We start from the raw sequence: 21,722 nt of genomic DNA on the forward strand, positions 1-21,722 counted from the left end.
ACCAGGAGAGCGCCATGGCTCAGCACCACGCGGCACCGGCCGCTCCGCCCCTGCTCCGGATCTCGGGACTCGGCGTCGCCTTCGGCGGTACGGCCGCCGTGCGCGACGCCTCCTGGGAGGTGCGGCCCGGCGAGATCGTCGGGCTCGTCGGCGAGTCGGGATCGGGCAAGAGCGCCACCGGACTCGCCGTTCTCGGGCTGCACGGACCGCACGCCCGCGTCACGGGAAGCATCCGCCTCGACGGGCGCGAACTGGCGGGCGCGGACGAGAAGACGCTGCGCGGCATCCGCGGCCGGCGCGTCGCGATGATCTTCCAGGACGCGCTCGACGCCCTCAACCCCTACCGGACGGTCGGCGCCCAGCTGGCCGAGGCATACCGCCTCCACCACGACGCCGGCCGCGCGGCGGCCCGCGAACGGGCCGTGGAACTGCTGGAGCGCGTCGGCATCGACCGCCCGGCCCAGCGGGCGAGGGAGTACCCGCACCAGTTCTCCGGCGGGATGCGCCAGCGCGTCATGATCGCGCTCGCGCTGGTCAACGAGCCGGAACTGATCATCGCCGACGAGCCCACCACGGCCCTGGACGCCACCGTCCAGGCCCAGGTCCTCGGCCAGCTGGTCCGCCTCCAGCGCGAGACCGGCATCGCCGTCGTCCTCATCACGCACGACTTCGGCGTCATCGAGCAGGTCTGCGACCGTGTCGTGGTCATGTACCGCGGCCGCGTCGTCGAGCAGGGCCCCACGCGCCGCGTCCTCGGCGGCGCCGTCCACCCCTACACCCGCGCCCTGGTCGCCTCCGTGCCCAGCATGGACGACGCCCCGGGCCGCCCGCTGCCCACCGTTCCCGAGGTCATCGGGCGCCTGATGGGCGAGGTCGACGAGGAACGGCTGGCCGACCCCGCCCTGCGCGTACCCGAAGGCGCCCCGCGCACCGCACCGGAACCCGCGGACGAGCCCGCGGACGCCGCGGAGCCCGCGGCCGCGGCGGGCGGGACCGCCGCGGAGGGCGGGGCACTGCTCAGCGTCCGGGACCTCACCGTCACCTACCCGGTGGGGCTGCGGCGCAGCCACACGGCGGTGCGCGGCGTCTCGTTCGACATCGCGCCGGGCGAGACGTTCGGGCTCGTCGGCGAGTCCGGTTCGGGGAAGAGCACCGTCTCGCGGGTGCTGCTCGGCCTCAAGCAGCCCGCCGCCGGCCAAGTCCTCCTGGACGGCGAGGACATCACCCGCCTCGGCCGCCGCGGGCGGCGCCGCCTGGCCCCCCGCGTGCAGATGGTCTTCCAGGACCCCTACGGCTCGCTCAACCCCGACCGGCGCGTCGGCGACACCGTCGGCGCGGGGCTCGCCCTGCACACCGGCCTCGGCCGTGCGGAGCGCCGCGCACGCGTGGCCGACCTCCTCACCGAGGTCGGACTCGACCCGGCGCTGGCCGACGCCTACCCAGGGCGGCTCTCCGGCGGGATGCGGCAGCGCGTCGGCATCGCCCGGGCACTGGCTCTGGAACCCGCCCTGCTGATCGCCGACGAACCCGTCTCCGCCCTCGACGTGTCGGTCCAGGCGCAGGTGCTCAACCTGCTGTCCGACCTCAGGCGGCGGCGCGGCCTCGCGATGCTGTTCGTCTCCCACGACCTCACCGTGGTGCGCCACATGAGCAGCCGCATCGCCGTGATGCGGGCCGGGGAGATCGTCGAGGCGGGCGACCGCGACCAGATCATGGAGTCGCCCGCGAGCGACTACACCCGGGCACTTCTGGACGCCGGCTACTCCATCAGCCGCGCCGGACGGGCCGCGTGAGGAGCCGCCCCGTGCCAGAAACACCCGACGCGATCGACCGCTTCACCGGCCACCTCCCCGAGGCGGCCCGCCTGCGCGCACTGCGCCCGCGCCTGCGCGCCCACCAGCAGCGCGCCCACGACGTGCTGTTCACCGGCCCCGGCGCCCTGCCCGAGGCGCGGACCGCCGCGCACGCCGTCGCCGCCGAGCACCGCCACGCCGCGGCCCGCGACCACTACGCGGACCTGCTCGGCGTCCCGCCCGCCGGGGGCACCGCGGCCCGGCGGCGCGCGGACGCGGCCGTCGCGCACGCCCGGCGGCTGACCGCCGCCCCCTGGACCGCGTCCGGCACGGACATCGCGGACCTGCGCGCCGCGGGGTTCTCCGACGCGGAGATCGTCACCCTCTCCCAGTCCATCGGCTTCGTGAACCAGCAGCTCCAACTCGCGGCCGCGCTGCGGCTGCTGGCCACCGGGCGGCCCGCCGAGGGACCCTCGGCCACGGTGGCCGGCGGCGCCCGCTTCACCACCGACGTCCTCACCTGGCAGCCCGCGGTACGCCCGCTGGCCGCCGAGGAGCTGAGCGAGGAGCACCGCCGCGCGCTGGCCGGGAAACGCGCGGACTCCCCGTACTTCCGTACCCTCGGCCACGACCTGGGCATCCTCGCGGAACGCACCGCCATCGACCTCGCCGCGTTCACCGCAGAGGGCGGCCTGCCGCGCGCCGAGCGCGAACTGGCCGCCACCGCCGTGTCCCTGCACAACGGCTGCGTCTACTGCGTGTCCGTGCACGCCAGGCTCGCCGGGCGGCTCGGCGGCGATCCCGAGGCCGTCGCCCGCCTCCTGGCGCACGGCTCGCGCGCCGTCATCGGCCGCCGCGGCGCCCTGGTCGTCCGGCTCGCCGCGGGCCTCGCGCCCGTGCCGCTCACGGCCAACGGCGCCGACGTGGCCGCCCTGCGCGACGCCGGTCTCTCCGACCTGGAGCTCGTCGATCTCGTGCACTGCGCCGCGTTCTTCGCCTGGGCCAACCGCCTCATGCTCAGCCTCGGCACGCACCGCGGGCCCACGGCGGGGGAAGCGGCGTGAACGGCCCGCCCGGCGGCCGCCCGCACAGCTCCCACTGGGGCGCCTTCCACGCCGTCCACGACGCCGACGGGCTGCGGGTGCGCCCCGACCCGGCCGACCCGGAACCCTCGCCGCTCCTGGACAACCTGCCCGGCTTCACCCGCGCCCGCGTCACCCGGCCCCATGTCCGCCGCGGCTGGCTGACCGGCGGTCCAGGACCCGACACGGCCCGTGGCACCGACGACTTCGTGCCCGTGGACTGGGCGGAGGTCGTCCCGCTGCTGGCCGGCGAACTGGACCGGGTGCGCACTGTCCACGGCAACCGCGCCATCTTCGGCGGCTCCTACGGCTGGGGCAGCGCCGGGCGCTTCCACCACGCGCAGAGCCAGGTCCACCGCTTCCTCAACGCGCTCGGCGGCTACACCCGTTCGGTCAACACCTACAGCCTGGGCGCCTCCCGCCCGCTGCTGCGGCACGTCGTCGGCAGCGACGCGCCGATCGCCGAGCCCACCACCTACCCGGTGCTCGCCGAGCACACCAGGCTCTTCGTCTGCTTCGGCGGCATGCCCGCCAAGAACGCCCAGGTCAACGCGGGCGGCGTGAGCCGGCACGGCGCGGCCGGCCACCTGCGCGCCGCCCGTGCGCGCGGGGCGCGCTTCGTGCTCGTCAGCCCGCTGCGCGACGATCTGACCGACGACCTGGACGCCGAGTGGCTGGCGCCGGAACCCGGCACCGACACCGCCCTGATGCTGGCGCTCGCCCACGTGCTGCTGACCGAGGACCGCCACGACGAGGGCTTCCTGGCCCGCCACGTGACCGGCTTCGACGCCTTCCGCGGCTACGTGCTCGGACACACCGACCACGTGCCCAAGACGCCCGACTGGGCCGCGGCGATCTGCGGCATCCCCGCCGCCCGTATCGCCTCGCTCGCCCGCGAGATGGCCGCGACCCGCACCATGATCTCGCTCAGCTGGTCGCTCCAGCGGGCCCACCGCGGCGAACAGCCCCTGTGGGCCGGAGTCGCGCTGGCCGCGCTCCTCGGCCAGATCGGCCTGCCCGGCGGCGGGTTCGGCCACGGCTACGGCGCCACCGCGGGCATCGGTGCGGGCGTGCTGCCCTACCGGCTGCCGACGCTCCCGCAGGGCATCAACCCGGTGCCGGACTTCATCCCCGTCGCCCGCATCGCCGACCTGCTGCTGAACCCGGGAGGCCGCTGCGACTACGACGGGCAGCGGCTGACCTACCCCGACATCCGGCTCGTCTACTGGTCCGGCGGGAACCCGTTCCACCACCACCAGGACCTGGCCCGGCTGCGCCGCGCGTTCACCCGGCCCGACACCGTCGTCGTCCACGAGCCGTACTGGACCGCGACCGCCCGGCACGCCGACATCGTGCTGCCGGCCACCACCACCCTGGAACGCGAGGACATCGGCGGCGCCAAGGAGGACCCGGTGCTGATCGCGATGCACCGCATCGCCGAACCGCAGGGGCAGGCCAGGGACGACTACGCGATCTTCGCCGCGCTTGCCGCGGAGCTGGGCGTGGCCGAGGAGTTCACGCAGGGCCGCACCGCGCGGCAGTGGCTGGCCCACCTCTACGAGAGCTGGCGCGCCGGCCTGGCACCCGAGCATGCCCCGGCCGAGGACTTCGCCGCCTTCTGGCACGCGGGGCGCGTTCCGCTGCGCGGCCGGCGCGAACGGCACACTCTGTACGCCGCGTTCCGCGCCGACCCGGATGCCCACCCGCTGCCGACGCCCAGCGGTCGCATCGAGCTGTTCTCCCGCACGATCGACTCCTTCGGCTACGACGACTGCCCGGGCCACCCCGCCTGGCTGCCGCCGGCCCCGCCCGACCCCTCGTTCCCGCTGCACCTGATCGCGAACAACCCCGCCACCAGGCTCCACAGCCAGCTGGACCACGGTCCGCACAGCGCCGCGTCCAAGATCGACGGCCGCGAGCCGCTGCGGATGCACCCGGGGGACGTGGCCGCGTTCGGGCTGCGGCCCGGCGAGGTGATCCGCGTCCGCAGTGCCGTCGGCTCCTGCCTGGCCGCCGTCGTGCCGAGCGACGCGCTGCGCCGCGGGGTGGTCCAACTCGCCACCGGGGCCTGGTTCGACCCGTCCGCGCCCGGGACCGCGACCTGCGTGCACGGCAACCCCAACGCGCTCACCGCAGACGTCGGCACCTCACGCCTGGCGCAGGGCTGCACCGGCCAGTTGGCCCGCGTCACGGTCGAACGCCTCGCCGCGCCGCCGCCACCGGTCCGCGCGCACGGCCCGGCCTGAGGCGCCGCGGCTCACAGGCCGCGCAGGACGGCGGCCTCGACGGGCGAGTACGCGCCGTCCGCCCGTTGAAGCGTCAGCGGCGCGACCGGGTCGAGCGGCGGCTGCGCCAGGAACCTGGGCGCGGTGCCGCGGTGCGGCTGCGCGGCGTGGATGAGGAACGGGTGGCACAGGAAGACATCCCCCGCCCGGCCGGTCGCCTCCACCATCGGACGGCCGGGGGCGTCGAGCCGCCCCGCCGCGTCCATCTCGCGGCACAGCTCGAACATGTCCTTGCCCTCCTCGCCCGCCGGGGCCAGGAACGAGGGAACGTCGAGGTGGGAGCCCACCTTGATCCGGGTCGGCGCGTCGTCGGGGCCCACGTCGGAGAAGAGGAAGAGCATCAGCAGCGCCCGCCCCCGCGAGCGAAGGTTCAGCCGGGGGCTCGTGCCGTCGGGGCCGCCGCCGAAGCTCGCGTCCAGGTGCCAGCCCGCGTCGCCCGGATCGTCCGGGTGCGGGAACCGGATGGGGAACGTGCCAAGGCCCAGCCGCGGCAGCCAGCGGCCCGCGCCCACCAGCTGGTCGAACGCCCCGTGCAGCCGCGGCGTGTTGGCGGCCTTTCCGAAAGGCTCGGCGTCCGAGCCCGTGATCCGCACGACCGGCTCGGTCCACGTCCCCTGGTCGTCGGGCGAAAGCCCCGTCAGCCGCCAGAGCTCCGCCCGCCCGGCATCGGCCACTTCGCGGGGGAAAGCTTCCCGGATCGGAACGAAGCCCTCGGCGACGAAGCGTTCGACATCTTCCGGTGAAAGTGGTGCTGGGGTCATGGCAGTCATTGAAGGCAGGGGGCGACCGCCTCGCAAAGGTTTTTCCGCCGGCCGCAGGCCGCCGCCCCCTCCCTCAGGCGACCGTGTCGGAGGCCGCCGCCTCGGCCAGCCGCGAGAAGCCGTCCCCGCCGTGCCCCGCGTCGATGGCCCGCCGCGCCATCGCCTCGGCGGCGGCGATCAGCCCCACGTCCAGGCCCCTGGCCTCCGCCACGTGCCGCACATGCGCCATCCCGGCCGCGGCCGAGGTGATGTCGGAGTCCTCGGCCGGGTGCCGCCCGGCGTCGACGCGCCCCGCGAACTCCTCGACGATGTCCGGCAGCAGGCCCAGCACCCCGCGGGCGAACGGCGCCAGGTCCGTGGCGCTGATGTGCTCCGCGCGGGCCAGGGCCAGGCCGTGCATCGCCCCGCTCACCGCCGTCCAGAACATGTCCAGCAGCGCCACGTCGTACGAAGCGGCCCGGCCCGGATCGTCCCCGCCCAGGTGGGTCGCCGTGCCGCCCAGGACCGCCAGCACCGGGCGGGCCGCCGCGTACACCGCCTCGTCGCCGCTGTAGAGGACCACCGCGGACGGCTCGCCGATGGTGCCGGGCGGGCTCATGATCGCCCCGTCGAGATAGCCGATGCCGCGGTCCGCCGCCCACGCCGCGGTCCGCCGCGCCCGGTCGGGCGCGTCCGCGGTCAGGTTGACCAGCGTCCGCCCGGCCAGGGCGCTGCCGATGGGCTCCAGCACGGCGTGCACCGCGTCGTAGTCGAGCACGCAGATGACGACCAGCCGCGCGGCGCGCACCGCATCGGCGGCCGAGGCGGCCCGCAGCGCGCCCCGGGCGACCAGTTCGTCGTCCTTCCCCGCCGTCCTGTTCCACACCGTGGTGGGATGGCCGGCCGCGAGGAACGCCCCGGCCAGCGCGCGGCCCATGGGTCCGAGGCCGAGCACGGTGACCGGGGCGTGGCCCTCTTCCTCCGTCGTCGAGTGGATAGTCGAGTGGAAAGTCGTCATGCCCGGGACGCTAGACCCTCTCACCGGTGAGAGGGTCAAGCACCGCCGCGGCGGCCGGTCAGTCCGCGCCGAACAGGACGGAGTCCACGTCGAACGCGTTGTCCTGCGCCGACCTGAACACCAGGTGCAGCTTGTGGGTGCCCGCCGACTCGGCCACGGGCACCGGGGGCGTGGACTGGTAGACGTCCCAGTCCCCGGTGTTCGGCACGTCCGTGGTGGCGAGCAGTTCGCCGTCCGGCGCGCCGGCGCGCAACTCGATGGTGCCGCCGCCGAACGGGGACGACACCCGGTAGCTCACCGTTGCGGTGCCCTCGACGCTCGTCGGCTCGAAGGCGATCCAGTCGCCGTCGCTGATGTCGCCGATGCGTTCGCCGTTCTCCGCGCCCTCCTGGGCGACGATGCGCGTGCCCGACTGGTCGTGGTGGTACTCGGCCTGCTTGTGCCGCGGCTGGAGGACCGCACGGCCGTAGCCGGTCAGCGCGCCGGTGCCCTCGGCGCCCTCGTCGGTGTAGCTGGCGTTCAGCACGTACCACAGGTCGGCGCCCTCCGGATGGCCGCCGAGGTCGCCGGTGTCGACCGTTCCCTCGCAGCCGGTGAGGTCGGTGGTCGGGTGCTCGTGGTCGTCGTGGCCCAGTGCCGGGTTCACGGTGACGCGGGAGCAGTCGATCTCGCCGTCCTCCGGATCGGTGACGGTCACCCGGTAGGGCACCTGGTCACCGAACTCGATGAACCGCCCGTCGACCGGCAGGTCGAGCTCCACGGTCGGGGCGGTGTTCCCCACGGTGATCGGGACGTTCGCGTGGCCCTCGTTGCCCTCGGGGTCCGTGACCCGCAGCCGGGCGGTGAACTCGCCCACGTCCGGATAGGTGTGGGAGGCGTTCGGCTCCTCCGCGTCGAACGTGCCGTCGCCGTCGAAGTCCCAGGCGTAGGTGAGTGCGCCGCCGTCCGGGTCGGACGTGCCCTCGCTGGAGAAGTCCACGGTCAGCGGGGCCGGTCCGTCGGTCACCGAGGCCGTCGCGCGGGCGGCGGGCGCTCTGCCGCCCGTGATGTGGTCGATCCGGTAGAGCCCGGAGTCGTTGTTTCCGCCGCCGAAGGAGCTGCCCCACTCCAGGACGTACAGGGAGCCGTCCGGGCCGAAGGTCATGTCCATCGGCTTCACGAACTCCGCCGTGGACAGGAAGTCGTTGATCTTCAGCACGCCGCCCGCGGAGTCCGGGCGGATCTCCTTGATGTAGTTGCGGGACCACTCGTAGAAGAAGTGGGCGCCGTCGAAGTACTCGGGGAACTTGGTGGGGGAGGGGTTGTCCGGGTCGTACCGGTAGACGGGCCCGCTCATGGGTGCCGAGCCGCCCTCGCCCATCTCGGGGAACTGCTCGGACACGCCGTAGCCGTACCAGACTTCCGGCAGCTGAAGGGGCGGCAGCGCGGTCAGACCCGTGTTGTTCGGCGAGGGGTTGACCGGGTTGGCGCAGTCGAACTTTTCGCCGACCTCCCCGGTGTCGGGGTCGTACGGCGCGTACGCCTGGTTGTCACCGTGACAGAAGGGCCAGCCGAAGTTCCCCGGCTCCCTGATCACGTTGTACTCCACCAGCCCCTCCGGGCCGCGTTCGGTCGCCGGGGCGCCGCGGTCGGGCCCGTAGTCGCTGACGTGGAGGTCGCCCGTCTCCTGGTCGACCGTGAACCGGAACGCATTGCGGAAGCCCATGGCGTAGATCTCGGGCAGCGTGCCCTCGGTGCCCTCCGCGAAGAGGTTGCCCTCGGGAATGCTGTACCCGCCGTCCTCGGTGGGCAGGATGCGCAGGATCTTGCCGCGCAGGTCGTTGGTGTTCCCCGCGGTCCTGGCCGCGTCCAGCATCTCCTGTCCCTCGCGCCAGTCGAGCGGCGCGTACCCCTGCCAGTCCGCCGACAGGTTGGGCGGCACGTCGTCCCCGGTGCTCAGGTACAGCGTTCCGTCGGGGCCGAATTCGAGGCTGCCGCCGGTGTGGCCCGGCTCGGGATAGGTGCGGTCCCGGTACGCCGGCACTTCGAGCAGCGTCTGCTCCGAGGCGAGGTCGAGGGAGTCGCCCTCGACGGTGAAGCGTGACAGCCGGTTGACGTCCTCCTCGCTCTCCGCGGGAGAGTAGTACAGGTAGATCCACTGGTTCTCGGCGAATCCCGGATCGAGGGCGAGGCCGACGAGGCCGTCCTCACCGCCGGTGTACACATCGAGCGTGCCCGCGGGAACCGCCGCGTGGGTCTCCGGGTCGAAGATCCGCACCTCGCCGCCGCGCTGGGCGTAGAAGACGCGGCCGTCCTCGGCGACGTCGACCTCCATCGGATCGGAGGTGTTGTCGTCGAGGGTGACCTTCTCGTAGTTGTTCCACACCGTGCCGCTGCAGTCGCCCGGCGCGGCGCCCGCCGCCCACCGGACCCCGCCCACGACGTGGTCGCGGAAGTGCTCCTCGTCGTAGGACGCCGCGTCGTGGCCCATCGCGGTCGCCCAGACGCTGCCGCCCTCCGCCTCGCGGCACCACGAGATCGGGTGGTCGGGGCCCATCGCCGAGCCGCCCGGATCGTAGGTGGACTCGTCCGCCGTGACCAGCACGTGCACGTCACCGCGCGGATTGACGTCGAAGTTGTACCACTCCTCGGGGCGTTCCCAGCGCTCGGGAAGCGTTGCCGTGGAGGGGTGGACCCGGTCGGCGACGTGCGCCGTCCCGTCCAGGACGCCGGGGGAGTGGGCCGGCATGTGTGCGCCGCCGTTGATGAGGTCGTCCCACCACGGGAACTCTTCCTCGATGCCCATGTCCAGCGTGTTGTGGATCGCCGCGATGCCGCCGCCGTTGCCGACGTACGTCTGGACGGCGGCCCGCTGGGCGTCGGTCTCCCAGATCATGCCGGAGTTCTGGAGCATGATCACCACGTCGAAGCCGGCGAGGTCGGCGTCGTTGAACACGGCCGCGTCGTCGCTCTGCACCACCTCGAAGTCATGCTCGGCCGCCTCCTCCTCGATCATCTCGATGCCGGCCGGTATGGAGTCGTGGACGTAGCCGACGGCCTTGGTGAACAGCAGGGCGCGGAACTCCGCGGCCTGCTCCTCGGCCGCCGCCGCGGCCGGCAGCGCGCCGGCCGCGAGCAGGGGGGCGACGGCGAGGGCGAGGGCGGCTCTCGCTCGTCTGCCGGGGGTGCGTTTCCTCATGGGGGGTCCTCTCCGTGGGGGTGAGGCACCGGCGCGGCATGTCCCGAGTGGGCCGGGCCGGCGAGGTCAGAGAGCGGCGAACGTGCGGCGCAGGAACGCGAGGCCGTCCACCGCGATGGCGTCCTGGTCCTCGGCCAGGGGCCGCCACACGGAAGCGGCGACCGCGATGCTGTCGTTGTGCGCGGTGAACGACTCGATGCAGACCGCCCCGCGGTAGCCGCTGTCGCGCAGCGCGCGCAGGAAGCCCGGCCAGTCGAGGTGGTCCGCGCCGGGCGCACCCCGGTCGTTGGCGCAGACCTGGACGTGCACGATGCGCCCGGCCGCCTGCCGCACCGCGATGTCGAGGCCGCGCTCCTCGATGTTCTGGTGGTAGGTGTCGAGGGCAAGACCGATGACGTCCTCGGGCAGCCCCTGAAGGGCCGTCAGAGTCTGGTCCACGGTGTTCAGCAGGCTCGTTTCGTACCGGTTCAGCGGCTCGACGGCGATCCGCACCCCCGCCTCGCGGGCGTGCGCCACGACCGGCGCCAGAGCGTCCCGCAACTCGGCGTACGCGGCGGTGCGTTCGGCCGCCGTCAGCCGCCAGGTGCGGCCGACCGCCGTGTACACCGGGCCCGCGACGACGCCCGCGCCGGTCTCCCGCGCCGCGTCCACGCACACCCGCAGGTAGTCCGTGGTCGCGCGCACCGCCCCCGGGGCGGCGGCCACCAGGTCCCGGCCCGGCGGCATGACCGCCACGACGGCCGCCGGGCGCAGCCCGTGGTCCGCGAGCAGCGCGGCCACGGAACGGGGCGACCAGTCACCCGGCTCCTCAAGCGGCAGTTCGACCGCGTCGAAGCCCCAGCGCGCCAGCCGCGGCACGGTGCGCGCCAGCGCCTCATCGGTGACCGGCGAGTGCCAGATCCACGGATTGGCCCCGATGGGCGGCGCGCCGCTCACTCGCCGCCCCAGTCCTGCGGATACCCCGGCATGCCCTCGCAGCCGCACATGGCGTAGTGCAGCGGCGGCATGTCCTCGCTGAGGTAATCCGCCAGCGTGTCCTGCGTGATGGTGGGCTGCGGCAGCCGCCACTCCACCGGCACCTCCTCGCCCGCCAGGACCCGCAGGGCCGCGACGACCGGGGTGCGCCACTGGAACGTCGGGTAGGTCGGGGCGACGGCCGTCAGGTCCCGTTCGTCCCACGCCTGGAGGAAGTCCTGCTGGTCCTCCCCGGTGATCGGCGGCACCTCCTCGCCGGCGTCCTCGAACGCCTCGACGGCCGCGACGGACGTCGCCCCGGAGTCCATCCAGACGCCGTCGATGCCGCCGTGCCGCTGGATCGCGTCGGTGACGATCGACTTGGTGACGGCCGGGTCCCCGTCGGTGAACTCCACGTCCGCGACCGTGAGGCCCGCCTCCTCGAAGGCCAGCTCCGCGGCGGACCAGCGGTTCTCCAGGACGTCGACGCCGGGGGAGATGCGCAGCGCCAGGATGTTGCCGCCCTCCGCCACGTTCTCCACGAGGAAGTCGGCCGCCGCGGCCCCGTAGGCGTAGCCGCCGATGGGGTGGATGAACGTGACCGGGCAGTCGGTGTTCACACCCCGGTCGAAGACGATGACCGGCAGCCTGCCGCACGCCTCCTCGATCGCCGGGGTCAGCGTGGCCGTCGTGTTCGGCGAGACGATCAGGGCGTCGCAGTCCTGGTTGCTCAGCTCCTGGATGTCCGAGATCTGCTTGTCGTCCTGCCCCTCCGCGTCGACCACGGTGAACTCGGTGATCTGCTCGTGCAGCGCCACCTCGGCCTCCATGGTGCGCAGGCCGACCTGCCGCCACGGGTTGAAGACGCCCGCGTTCGAGAAGCACAGGTGCACGTCGTCGCCCTCGACCGCGTACTGGCTCGTGTCGGCCATCTCCGGGCGCAGCATCTGCTCCCACGGCCGGTCCTCGGGGCCCTCGGGCGTCTCGCGGGTGAGCGCGAGCTGCTGCTCGTACTCCGCCTGCGTGAAGAACTCCGCGTCCTCGCCGCCGTCCTGTGACGGTGAGGCGGATCCGGCGGGCGCCGAGGGCCCGTCGGACGGGGTGTCGCTCGTACAGGAGGTGAGCAGCGCCGCGGACAGCAGGGCCGCGGCGAGCAGCGGGCCGGTTCTTCTGATCATGAGCGGGGACCTCCGGAGGGTACGGAAGGGGAACGGCGGCGCAGCCGGGACCAGTCGGCGGCGCCGAGGGCGACGGCGGCGATCACGATGACGCCCTGGACCGTGGACTCCAGGGCGCCGGACACGCCCTGGAGGTTGAGCAGCGTGAACAGCGCGGTGAGCGAGAACGCCCCCGCCATCGCGCCGACCACCGAGCCGCGCCCGCCGCCGAGCAGCACGCCGCCCAGCACGACCGCGGTGATGGCCTCGAACTCCATGCCGGTGCCCGCCTGCGCGGAGACGCCGGAGAAGCCGCCGACGAGCACCGCGGCCAGCGCGGCGGCGGCGCCGGACAGGACGAACGCGACGGTGCGGGCGCGGTGCACGCGCACGCCGGCGAGCGCCGCGGTCCGCTCGCTGTCGCCGGTCGCCACCAGCGTGCGCCCGAAGCGGGAACGCATGAGCAGCACCGCCGCGACGCCCACCGCCAGGCACACCAGCACCGCCCACGGCACCCGGCCCAGGACGTCGTCGCGGCCCACCGCCCTGAAGTCGTCCGGCAGATAGCCCTGCGGGGAGCCGCCGGTCCAGAAGAAGACCCCGCCCTCCAGAATCAGCATCATCCCCAGCGTCGTGATGAACGAGGGGACACCGAGCCCCGTGGTGACGAGGCCGTTGACCAGCCCCACGGCCGCGCCCGCGAGCAGCAGCGCGCCGCACACGACCAGCCAGTGCGCCCCGGGGAACTCCGCATAGATCTCCGCGGCCACGACCACGCCCGCCGTGACCACGGCCCCCACGGACAGGTCGAACTGGCCGCAGACGATGACCAGATACTGTCCGGCGGCCAGCAGCACCAGCGGCGCCGCCCGCCGGATGAACGCCAGGAAGCGGTCCGGCTCGTAAAAACCGGGATCGGTGAACGCGAGCGCCACCAGCAGCGCCCCGAGCAGCGCGTACACGGGCAGACCGGTGCCGAGCAGCGCCAGCAGGCGCGCCCGGCGGGCGGCCCGGGGGACGGCGGAATCGAGAGTGGTCACGCGCTCCTCCTCACCGAACGCCGCCGCCTGGCGTAGAGCGCGACAGCCGCGATGATCACCACGCCGCGCAGCACGTTCTTGAAGAACGGGTCGACGGAGAGCTGGTTGAAGACGCTGTCGAGAACGGCGAGCACCGCGACGCCGCCCAGCGTTCCGACGACCCCGCCGCGGCCGCCCGCCAGCACCGTGCCGCCGAGCACCACGGCGGCGATCGACTCCAGGTCGTAGCGCGCCTCGGTGCCCGCCCACGGCGAACCCGCGCCGAATCGCGCGGCGAGGAAGAGGGCGGCCACGCCCACGCACAGCGAGCACAGCACGTGCGCGGCGACCACCGTCCGGCCGGTGCGCACCCCGGACAGGCGCGCGGCGTGCGCGTCACCGCCCGTCGCGTACATGTGGTGTCCCAGGCGCGCGCGCCGCAGGATCAGCCACAGCGCCAGGGCCACCGCGGCCAGCAGGAAGACGGACACCGGCACGGGCCCGATCCGGTCGTAGCCGAGGCGCTGGAACGTCACGGGCACCGACCCGGCGGGCCCGCTGTAGTTGTCCTCGATCCAGCCGCGCAGGATGAACGCGACGCCCAGCGTGGCGATGAACGCGTTCACCTTCAGCCCGGTGACGATCAGCCCGTTGGCCAGCCCCACCGCGGCGGAGAGCGCGAGGACGGCGATCACGGCGGTCACGACGTTGCCGTCCTGCCCCGCCATGGTCTCCGCGGCGACCAGCGTGCCGAGACTGGCGAGGTACGCCACGGACAGGTCGAGGGAGCCGGTGAGGATGACGACGGTCTGGCCGAGCGCGATCAGGCCGAGCGCCACGCAGTTCTGGAGGATGCCGGTGACGTTCCCCTGCGTCATGAACGCGCCGCCGCGCGCGTCGACGATGACCCAGCCCAGCAGCGTCACGCCGAGCGCGGCCAGCCAGATGCCGACGGCCGGGTCGCCGAGCCGGACCGCGGGCCACCGGGAGCGCGCCGGACGCCGGGCCCGCCGCAGGGCGGCGGACGGCGAGCCGGGGCTCTCGGCCGTCACGCGGCACCGCCCGCGTGACCGAGCGCGGTACCGCCGCTGGTGGCCAGGCGCATGATGTCCTCCTCCGAGGCTCCGGCGGGCAGTTCGCCCGCGATGCGGCCGTCGGCCATGACGAGGACGCGGTCGCTCATCCCGATCAGCTCGGGCAGCTCCGAGGAGATCAGCAGCACGGCGAGCCCCTCGCGGGCCAACTCGCGGACGAGCGTGTGGATGGCGGCCTTGGCCCCCACGTCGACGCCCCGGGTCGGCTCGTCGAACAGCAGCACGCGCGGCCGGGCCGCGAGCCACTTGGCGATGACGACCTTCTGCTGGTTGCCGCCCGACAGGAAGCGGACCTCCTGGCCCGTGCCGCGCGAGGTCAGCCGTACCCGGTCGAGCAGCTCGGCCAGGGCGCGCGCGTCCGGCGGGCGCTCCCGCGCCGGCACGGCCCTGGTGACCAGCAGGGCGTTGTCCCGCACGGACTGGCGCAGCGCGAGCCCTTCGGTCTTGCGGTCCTCGCTCACCAGCGCGATACCGGCCCGGATCGCCTGCCGCGGGCGGCGCGGCCGGAGCCGCCTGCCGCCGACGGTCATCTCGCCAGCGGTGAACGGGTCGGCGCCGAACAGGGCGCGGGCCAGGGCGCTGCGCCCCGAGCCTTGGAGCCCGCCGACCCCGAGGATCTCGCCCGCACGCAGGGACAACGAGATGTCCGTGAGCCTGCCGTTCCCGGCCCGGGACGCGGTCAGCACCGTGTCCGCCACCTCCGCCGCGACCGCCCGCGGCGGGTAGTAGGCGGTCAACTCCCGTCCGACCATGGCCCGGACGATGTCGTCCACGCTGCTGTCCTCGGTGGCGACCGTGGTGACGCGGCGGCCGTCCTTGAGGACGGTGATGCGCCGGGACAAGGTGAACACCTCGCGCAGCCGGTGCGAGATGTAGAGGATGCCGAGGCCGCGGGCGGTGAGGCGGCGCACCAGGTCGCACAGCGCGGCCACCTCGTGCTCCGCGAGCGCGGCCGTGGGCTCGTCCATCACGAGGATGCGGACGTCGGCGGCGAGCGCCTTCGCCACCTCGATGACCTGCTGCCGTGCGACGGAGAGTTCGTGGACGGGCGTTCCGGGGCTGATGCCGACCGCACCGAGGTCGTCGAGCAGCCGGGCGGTGCGCCGTTCCATCGCCGCCCGGTCGACGAAGCCGAGACGCTTCGGCTCCCGGCCGAGGAATACGTTTTCTGCCACGGTGCGGTGCGGCAGGAGTGCCAGCTCCTGGTGGATGATGCCGACGCCCGCCGCCTGGGCCTGTGCGGGATGGCCGAAGGAACGGGCCACGCCGTCGATTTCGATACGACCGCCGTCGGGCGTGTGCTCGCCGCTGAGCAGCTTCATGAGGGTCGACTTGCCGGCCCCGTTCTCGCCGACGATGGCGTGGACCTCGCCGGGGAGCAGGTCGAGCGTGACGTCGTGGAGAACTCGGTTGCCGAGGAAGCTCTTTGACATGTCCTGCATCGTCAGCATGATGAGCAATGTCGTGGCAGAAGTTTGGCCTGTCAAGGTCTCAAGTAGGGGTAAGAATGGGGAAAAATTCCTTACTTGCGCCTGCTCTCGAAAGTCTTTCTCCTGGGAGTGGCGAAAGTTTCCGCGTGGAGGTGCCATGCCCTCAGTGCCGACGCCGCGCAGCGCCGCGGCGCCAGGTCCCGCTTCGCCGGGCCGGATTCTCGCGCTGATCGCCGAAGGGGCCGCGGAGACGCGCGCCGACGTCGCCCGGGTGACCGGCCTGGCCCGTTCGACGGTGTCGCAGCGCATCGATGCGCTCATCGCCCACGGGCTGGTCGAGGAGAGCGCACCGGGCGACGCATCCGGCGCCCGAACGGTACGCAGGCTGCGGCTGCGTTCGGCCGACCACCTGGTGGCCGGGGTCGGGCTCGGTGCCACGCACGGCCGCGTGTCCCTTCTCGACATCGGTGGCCGGGAGTTGGTCAGCCGGGAGAGCGGCATCCGGATCGCGGAGGGGCCGGACGCCGTGCTGGACGGCGTGGCGCGCACCGTCCTCGCGCTGCTGGACGAGGCCGGGCGGCCACGCACCGCACTGCGGGCCGTCGGGGTGGGCGTGCCGGGGCCCGTGGAGTTCTCGACGGGGCGGCTGGTCGAGCCGCCCCTGATGCCCGGCTGGCACCAGTACCCCATTCCGCGCTTCTTCGCCGACCGCCTCGGGGTGTGCACCCTCGTCGACAACGACGTGAACATGATGGCCCTGGCCGAACAGCGCCGGGTCTTCCCCCGGGTCGGCCATCTGCTCTTCATCAAGGTGGGCACCGGCATCGGCTGCGGCGTCGTCGCCGACGGGCGCCTGCACCGCGGCGCGCAGGGCACGGCGGGCGATATCGGGCACATACGGGTCGGCGTGGACGAGACCCCCTGCCGGTGCGGCAACCTCGGCTGTCTGGAGGCCGTGGCGGGCGGCGCGTCGCTCGCCAGGAGACTGAGCGCCCTCGGCCTGCGGGCCGCCTCGGCGACCGACGTCGCCGGCCTGGTGAAGTCGGGGAATCACGCGGCGATCCGGCTGGTGCGCGAGGCGGGGCGCTGCGTGGGCGACGTGCTCGCCGGGCTCGTCAACTTCTTCAACCCGGAGGCCGTCGTGGTCGGCGGTGCCCTCGCGGCCGTGCACGACCAGCTGGTCGCCGGGGTGCGCGAGGCGGTCTACGGCCGCTCGCACCCGCTGGCGACTCAGCACCTGATCATCGAGCCGAGCCGGACATCGCGCAGCGCCGCCGCGCTGGGGGCCGGGCTGCTGGCCACCGGCCACGTGCTGTCGCCCGCCCGCGTGGACACCGCGCTGGCCGGTGCCGTCCCCTGAGGCCGGTCCGCGGGGCCCCGTTCACCCATGAATAAGATTTGCCTTATATAAGGAAGGTCTATTACTTTGGCTGCCGTGCACGCGCTCGACGTCCTCGGGGACCCCGTCCGGCGCCGGATACTCGAGCTGCTCGCCGAGGGCGAGCGGCCGGCCGGCGCCGTCACCTCCGTCATCCGGGACGAGTTCGGCATCTCCCAGCCGGCCGTTTCCCAGCACCTTCGGGTGCTGCGCGAATCGGGGTTCACCACCGTCCGGCCGCAGGGCGCCCGCCGCCTCTACGCGGTGGCCCCCGCCCGCTTCGAGGAGGCGGACGCGTGGCTCGCCCACTTCAGGAGGTTCTGGAACCAGCGGCTGGACGCGCTCGAAACCGAGCTGGCCCGTGAGAGGCACCGCAAGAAACCGTAAGAACGTAAGAAGAGGGAACCCGCACATGAATGACTTCATCGACCACGTCCACGCCGTCCACCGCGAGGTCGGCCGTCGGACCATCTCCGCAGGGGACGGCGTGACGGTCCTGCTCCGGCGCCGATTCGACAGCCCGGTGGCGGACGTCTGGGACGCCTGCACCCGGCCGGAGCGGCTGGCCCGCTGGGTCGCGCCGGTGAGCGGGGACCTGCGCGTCGGCGGCTCCTACCAGCTGGAGGGGAACGCCAGGGGCGAAGTGCTGCTCTGTGAGCCGCCGCGCCTGATCCGGGTCAGCTGGGTCTACGGCGAGGACGTGACCGAGCGGGACATCTCCGAGGTGACCGTACGGCTCACCCCCGACGGGGACGACGCCACCGTGTTCGAGCTGGAGCACGCCGCCGTGTCCGAGCCGGAGTTCTTCGACCGTTACGGTCCTGGCGCCACCGGCGTGGGCTGGGACGGGGCGCTGCTCGGCCTCGCCTTCCACCTCGCGGGCACGGATCTCGCCGACCGGGACACCCTGCACACGACCGAGGCGGGCCGGGCGTTCGTCGTGCGGACCAGCAGGGAGTGGGGCGCCGCCCACCGGGCGGCGGGCGCCTCGGCCGAGGACGCCGACCGGGCCGCGGCCGCCACCGCGGCCTTCTTCGCCCCGGAGAGCTGAGCCCCCCGCGCGGGCGGGGAATTCCGCGGCGCGCGGAATTCCCCGGACGACGCTACGGTGATCGAGGAGGAGTTCCGGGCCGGGCGGAGAAAGAGGCGGCGCGATGAATGATTTCGTGATCAATTCGACGACGGCCGGAATTCAGCGGGACCCCGCCGTGGCCGCGCTCGGTACCGGCCACTATTTCGTCGTGTGGAGCGACAGCAGCGACGCGAGCATCAAGGGCAGGCTCTACCTGACGAACGGGCAGCCGGCCACGGAGGAGTTCGTCGTCAGCGAGCCGGCCCCCGCCCCGCCCGATGTCCTGCGGGAGCGGCCCGCCATCGCGGCAACCCCGCTGTCCGGCGCGTTCGTCACCTGGGTCGAGTCCCCCGCGACCGTTCCCGGGCCCCGCCCGCACATCAAGATGCGCCGCTACGGGACCGACGGGCGCCCGATCGGCGACGCGACGCAGGTCAGCACGACCGACGCGGACCCGGGACAGGGCCCGGCCGTCACGCACATGATCGACGCCGGTTTCCTGATCACCTGGGCCGACGCCGCGCCGCGGCGGCGTATCCTGGCCCGGCGCTACGGCTTCGACGGCGCGCCCGAGGGCGCGGAGTTCGCGGTCAGCACCACCGAGGGATTCCACACGACCCCGTTCACCGCCCGGCTGGACGGGAACGTCGTCATCGGCTGGCGCGCCGATCCGCACCCGGTCGCGGGCGGCGCCCTCACCCTGCGCGTGCTCACCTTCGACGGCGCGGCCGTCACGCCGGAGACGACGCCCAACCTGTCCGGCTACGCCGGTGGCGGCGCGGCGGTCACGGCCCTGGACACCGAGCAGTTCGTCCTCGCCCATGTGCGGGTGGCCCCCGACGGCTCGCGCAGCAGCGTGGAGACGAGCGTCTTCGCCAAGGACGGCGCTCTCGCGGAGCCCGGCGTCCCGGCCTGCTCGGGCGCCGGCCTCAGCTGCGCCGATCCGGCGCTCGCGCCGCTGGCCGACGACCGGTTCCTGGCGGCCTGGGTGCAGAGGTCTGCCGCCACCGGCACCGGGCACACGGTACTGGCGAAGATCATTTCCATCACCGGTGGTTCGCTCGCCGAGCCGATCCGGCTCAGCGGCGACACACCGGGCGAGCGGTTCGAGGTGGCCGCCGCGACCGTGGCGGGCGCGCCGGAAGGCCCGAGCGCGTTCGTCGTGTGGACCGACCTCTCCGGCGCTGGCGAGGCCGCCACCACCGCCGTCCGCGGCCGGATGCTCCGCATCCAGGGCGAGGGCACGCTCGCGTAGCGCCGGAGGCCCGTCCCGCGGCGCCGGGGACATACAAACGACGCACAGCCCGGGGAATTCCTCCGGTACGGCCGGGACACGGGCCCGCGGCCTCGGTAATGTGGTGCGGGCAGCGGGGGTACGGCGGATATTCGCATTCCGGCACGCGCGGGTGGTGCGTCCGGGGAAGCTCCGCCGTTTCCCGTTCTCCGCGGGCAGGCGCCGTGCGGAGCGTGCGAGTTTTCTTGTGCTGAGCCAATGAGGCAATTCCAGGCCGCGGTATTCCCGTCCCCGTCCCCGCGGGCCGGGCGTCCGGCCCGCGGACAGGACTCCCGCACCGCGCGGCGGCGGCCTACGATGGCCGACATGTCCGCACCCGCCCGTCATCTGTGCCTCGCGCTGTTCGCGAGCTCGGCGTGGTGCGTCGACGACGGGCTCTGTCGCCGCTGACCCGTGGCCGGGTCCGCCCGCCGGGGCGGAGCCCCGCCCCGCGGCCCGCTCCCGCGGCCCTCCCCGTTCCCGCCCCTGATCCATGCACGCCCTTCCGGAGAATCCGTGTCCACGACCTCCACCCCGTCCCCGCCGGCGCCCGCACCGGCCGCGAAGCCGCGGCTGTTCCCCGTGCTCGCGCCGTCCCCCACCCGTGTCCCGCGGCCGCCCGCGCCCGAGGCGCCGCCGGTGCGGCGGCTGCCGCTCGCGGTCTCCGGCGTGCTCGCCGCCGCGCTGGTGGCGTACGTCTTCGCCGCCCACGGCGCCAAGCCGGGCGTACTGCTGCTGCTCGGACTCGGGCTCGGCTTCGCCCTCTTCCACTCGCGGTTCGGCTTCACCTCCGCCTGGCGGCAGCTGATAGCCGTCGGCAACGGCAGCGGGCTGCGGGCCCACGCGCTGCTGCTCGGCACCACCGCCACGTTGTTCGCCCTGATCATCGGCACCGGCAGCGGCCTGTTCGGCTCCGTGCCCGCCCCGTCGGCTGGGTCGCTGGGCATCGGCCTGCTGGCCGGCGCGTTCCTCTTCGCCATCGGCATGCAGCTGGGCGGTGCCTGCGCCTCGGGCACCCTCTTCGCCGTCGGCTCCGGCCAGTCCTCGATCGTGCTCACCCTGGGCGGCTTCATCGCCGGGTCGACGCTCGCGGCCTGGCAATTCGACCTGTGGAACGACCTGCCCGCGTTCGACCCCTATGTGCTGTCCGACCGCGTCGGCTGGTTCGGCTCCTGGGCCGTGACCATCGCGGCGCTCGCGGGCATCGTCGTGCTCACCCGCGTCGTCCAGCGCCGCCGCACTCCGCCGCCCACCGGCGCCGTCCCCACCAGCAGGGGCGCCGCCTTGCGCGCGGTGCGCGGCTCCTGGCCACTGGCGGCCGGTGCCCTGGTCCTCGCGGTGCTCGGCGCGGGCGTCCTGCTGGTGTCCGGCGGCGCGTGGGGGGTGACCAGTGCGTTCGCCCTCTGGGGCAGCGAAGCGGTGGGCGCGCTCGGCGGCCGGCCGGAGAGCTGGAGCTTCTGGCAGCAGCCGGGGAACGCGGACATGCTCGCCGGGCCCGTGCTGGCCGACAAGAACAGCCTCACCGACATCGGCATCATGATCGGCGCGGCCGTCGCCGCCTCGCTCGGCGGCACGTGGGCGCTGCACCGGGGCATTCCGTGGCGCACCGCCGTGGCGGCCGTGCTCGGCGGCGTGCTCATGGGCATCGGTGCCCGCCTGGCCGGCGGCTGCAACATCGGCGCCTACCTGGCGGGCATCGCCTCCGGCAGCCTGCACGGCTGGGTGTGGGGCGCCTGCGCGCTGGCCGGTACGTGGGCGGGCCTGCGGCTGCGCCCGCTGTTCGGCCTGGCCAACCCCAAGCCGGGAGACGGCGTCTGCTGAGCGGTGGCCCGCGCCCACCGCCGCGAACTGCCGGTCGCCGAGGGCCTTCACGGCGCGCGAGGGGGTGTCGTCGTCCTGGTGGGTTGCCGTGCGGTGTCGCCGCCCCCTGCCCGGCGGCACCGCACGGCGCGCGGCTCACGTCTCCCCGGCCGCGAGCGCGCCCGGCCGGTGCGCGGCGCGAGGTGGACGTCCTTGCGTCGCGCACCGGGTTGGTCACGAGCGTCGGGTGCGGGCGATCCCGACGTCGTGCGTTCCGGTCAATCCCGGTCAGGGGCCGTTCGGCCGCGCCGTCCTCGATCGAGCCGGCTGCGTCCGCACGGCGCCGCACACCTCCGCGGGGCAGGGCGCAGTGGCCGCCCCCGTGGTGAACGAGCCGCTGTCGAGGGCGACCGAGTCCACGACCAGCAGGTGGAGCACGTGCCGGTCGT

The 21,722-nt window shown here is 74.0% G+C and carries 16 protein-coding genes; 8 read left to right on the forward strand and 8 right to left on the reverse strand.

Annotated elements, in window-relative coordinates; genetic code table 11:
• The first annotated feature begins 14 nt into the window (after positions 1–14).
• Genes STBA_RS33375 through STBA_RS33385 form a run of 3 tightly spaced genes read left to right on the forward strand, consistent with a single transcriptional unit; the run spans position 15 to position 5,121 of the window.
• Positions 15–1,793 (forward strand): ABC transporter ATP-binding protein, encoded by a 1,779-nt coding sequence (locus STBA_RS33375; RefSeq protein ID WP_077062736.1) that lies wholly within the window; start codon positions 15–17, stop codon positions 1,791–1,793.
• Positions 1,794–1,804: 11 nt separating this feature from the next.
• The gene (locus STBA_RS33380) at positions 1,805–2,857 is read left to right on the forward strand and encodes a peroxidase-related enzyme (protein WP_107485157.1); all 1,053 of its coding nucleotides are present in this window, start codon (positions 1,805–1,807) and stop codon (positions 2,855–2,857) included.
• A complete protein-coding gene (locus STBA_RS33385; RefSeq protein ID WP_077062738.1) occupies positions 2,854–5,121 on the forward strand; it encodes a molybdopterin-dependent oxidoreductase in 2,268 nt (755 codons plus the stop codon). The genes STBA_RS33380 and STBA_RS33385 overlap by 4 nt, the downstream gene beginning before the upstream one ends.
• An 11-nt stretch (positions 5,122–5,132) precedes the next feature.
• On the opposite strand, the gene STBA_RS33390 is transcribed toward STBA_RS33385, so the two are convergent.
• From STBA_RS33390 to STBA_RS33425, 8 genes are all read right to left on the reverse strand, one after another.
• A complete protein-coding gene (locus STBA_RS33390) occupies positions 5,133–5,921 on the reverse strand; it encodes a phytanoyl-CoA dioxygenase family protein (RefSeq protein WP_107485159.1) in 789 nt (262 codons plus the stop codon).
• Positions 5,922–5,994: 73 nt separating this feature from the next.
• Positions 5,995–6,918 (reverse strand): NAD(P)-binding domain-containing protein, encoded by a 924-nt coding sequence (locus STBA_RS33395; RefSeq protein WP_077062740.1) that lies wholly within the window; start codon positions 6,916–6,918, stop codon positions 5,995–5,997.
• A 58-nt stretch (positions 6,919–6,976) separates the two neighbouring features.
• Positions 6,977–10,096: a ThuA domain-containing protein gene (locus tag STBA_RS33400; RefSeq protein WP_077062741.1), complete on the reverse strand. Its 3,120-nt coding sequence runs from the start codon at positions 10,094–10,096 to the stop codon at positions 6,977–6,979.
• A gap of 66 nt (positions 10,097–10,162) precedes the next feature.
• The gene (locus tag STBA_RS33405; RefSeq protein WP_077062742.1) at positions 10,163–11,032 is read right to left on the reverse strand and encodes a sugar phosphate isomerase/epimerase family protein; all 870 of its coding nucleotides are present in this window, start codon (positions 11,030–11,032) and stop codon (positions 10,163–10,165) included.
• Entirely contained in the window at positions 11,029–12,228 is a 1,200-nt protein-coding gene (locus STBA_RS33410; RefSeq protein WP_077062743.1) for a substrate-binding domain-containing protein, read from the reverse strand. The genes STBA_RS33405 and STBA_RS33410 overlap by 4 nt, the downstream gene beginning before the upstream one ends.
• Positions 12,225–13,247, reverse strand: a complete 1,023-nt coding sequence (locus tag STBA_RS33415) for an ABC transporter permease (RefSeq protein ID WP_077062744.1) — start codon at positions 13,245–13,247, stop codon at positions 12,225–12,227. Before STBA_RS33415 ends, STBA_RS33410 begins: the two co-directional genes overlap by 4 nt.
• Positions 13,244–14,242, reverse strand: a complete 999-nt coding sequence (locus STBA_RS33420) for an ABC transporter permease (protein WP_107485296.1) — start codon at positions 14,240–14,242, stop codon at positions 13,244–13,246. The genes STBA_RS33415 and STBA_RS33420 overlap by 4 nt, the downstream gene beginning before the upstream one ends.
• A gap of 32 nt (positions 14,243–14,274) precedes the next feature.
• Complete coding sequence (locus tag STBA_RS33425; protein ID WP_077063792.1) at positions 14,275–15,771, reverse strand: sugar ABC transporter ATP-binding protein; 1,497 nt, start codon at positions 15,769–15,771, stop codon at positions 14,275–14,277.
• 136 nt (positions 15,772–15,907) lie between these two features.
• Here STBA_RS33425 and STBA_RS33430 point away from each other — a divergent pair, with 136 nt between their 5' ends.
• The 5 genes from STBA_RS33430 to STBA_RS33450 all read left to right on the forward strand — a co-directional run bounded on the left by STBA_RS33430 (position 15,908) and on the right by STBA_RS33450 (position 21,294).
• Complete coding sequence (locus tag STBA_RS33430; RefSeq protein ID WP_077062746.1) at positions 15,908–17,110, forward strand: ROK family transcriptional regulator; 1,203 nt, start codon at positions 15,908–15,910, stop codon at positions 17,108–17,110.
• A gap of 75 nt (positions 17,111–17,185) precedes the next feature.
• Positions 17,186–17,515: a metalloregulator ArsR/SmtB family transcription factor gene (locus STBA_RS33435; RefSeq protein WP_077062747.1), complete on the forward strand. Its 330-nt coding sequence runs from the start codon at positions 17,186–17,188 to the stop codon at positions 17,513–17,515.
• A gap of 25 nt (positions 17,516–17,540) precedes the next feature.
• Complete coding sequence (locus STBA_RS33440) at positions 17,541–18,179, forward strand: SRPBCC family protein (protein WP_077062748.1); 639 nt, start codon at positions 17,541–17,543, stop codon at positions 18,177–18,179.
• A gap of 103 nt (positions 18,180–18,282) precedes the next feature.
• On the forward strand, positions 18,283–19,455 hold the full coding sequence (locus STBA_RS33445) for a hypothetical protein (RefSeq protein ID WP_077062749.1): 1,173 nt from the start codon (positions 18,283–18,285) through the stop codon (positions 19,453–19,455).
• Between the two features lie 591 nt (positions 19,456–20,046).
• Positions 20,047–21,294: a YeeE/YedE family protein gene (locus tag STBA_RS33450; RefSeq protein ID WP_077063793.1), complete on the forward strand. Its 1,248-nt coding sequence runs from the start codon at positions 20,047–20,049 to the stop codon at positions 21,292–21,294.
• Positions 21,295–21,722: the final 428 nt, after the last annotated feature.

The sequence above is a fragment of the Streptomyces sp. MP131-18 genome (genome assembly GCF_001984575.1).
GTDB lineage: Bacteria > Actinomycetota > Actinomycetes > Streptomycetales > Streptomycetaceae > Streptomyces > Streptomyces johnsoniae.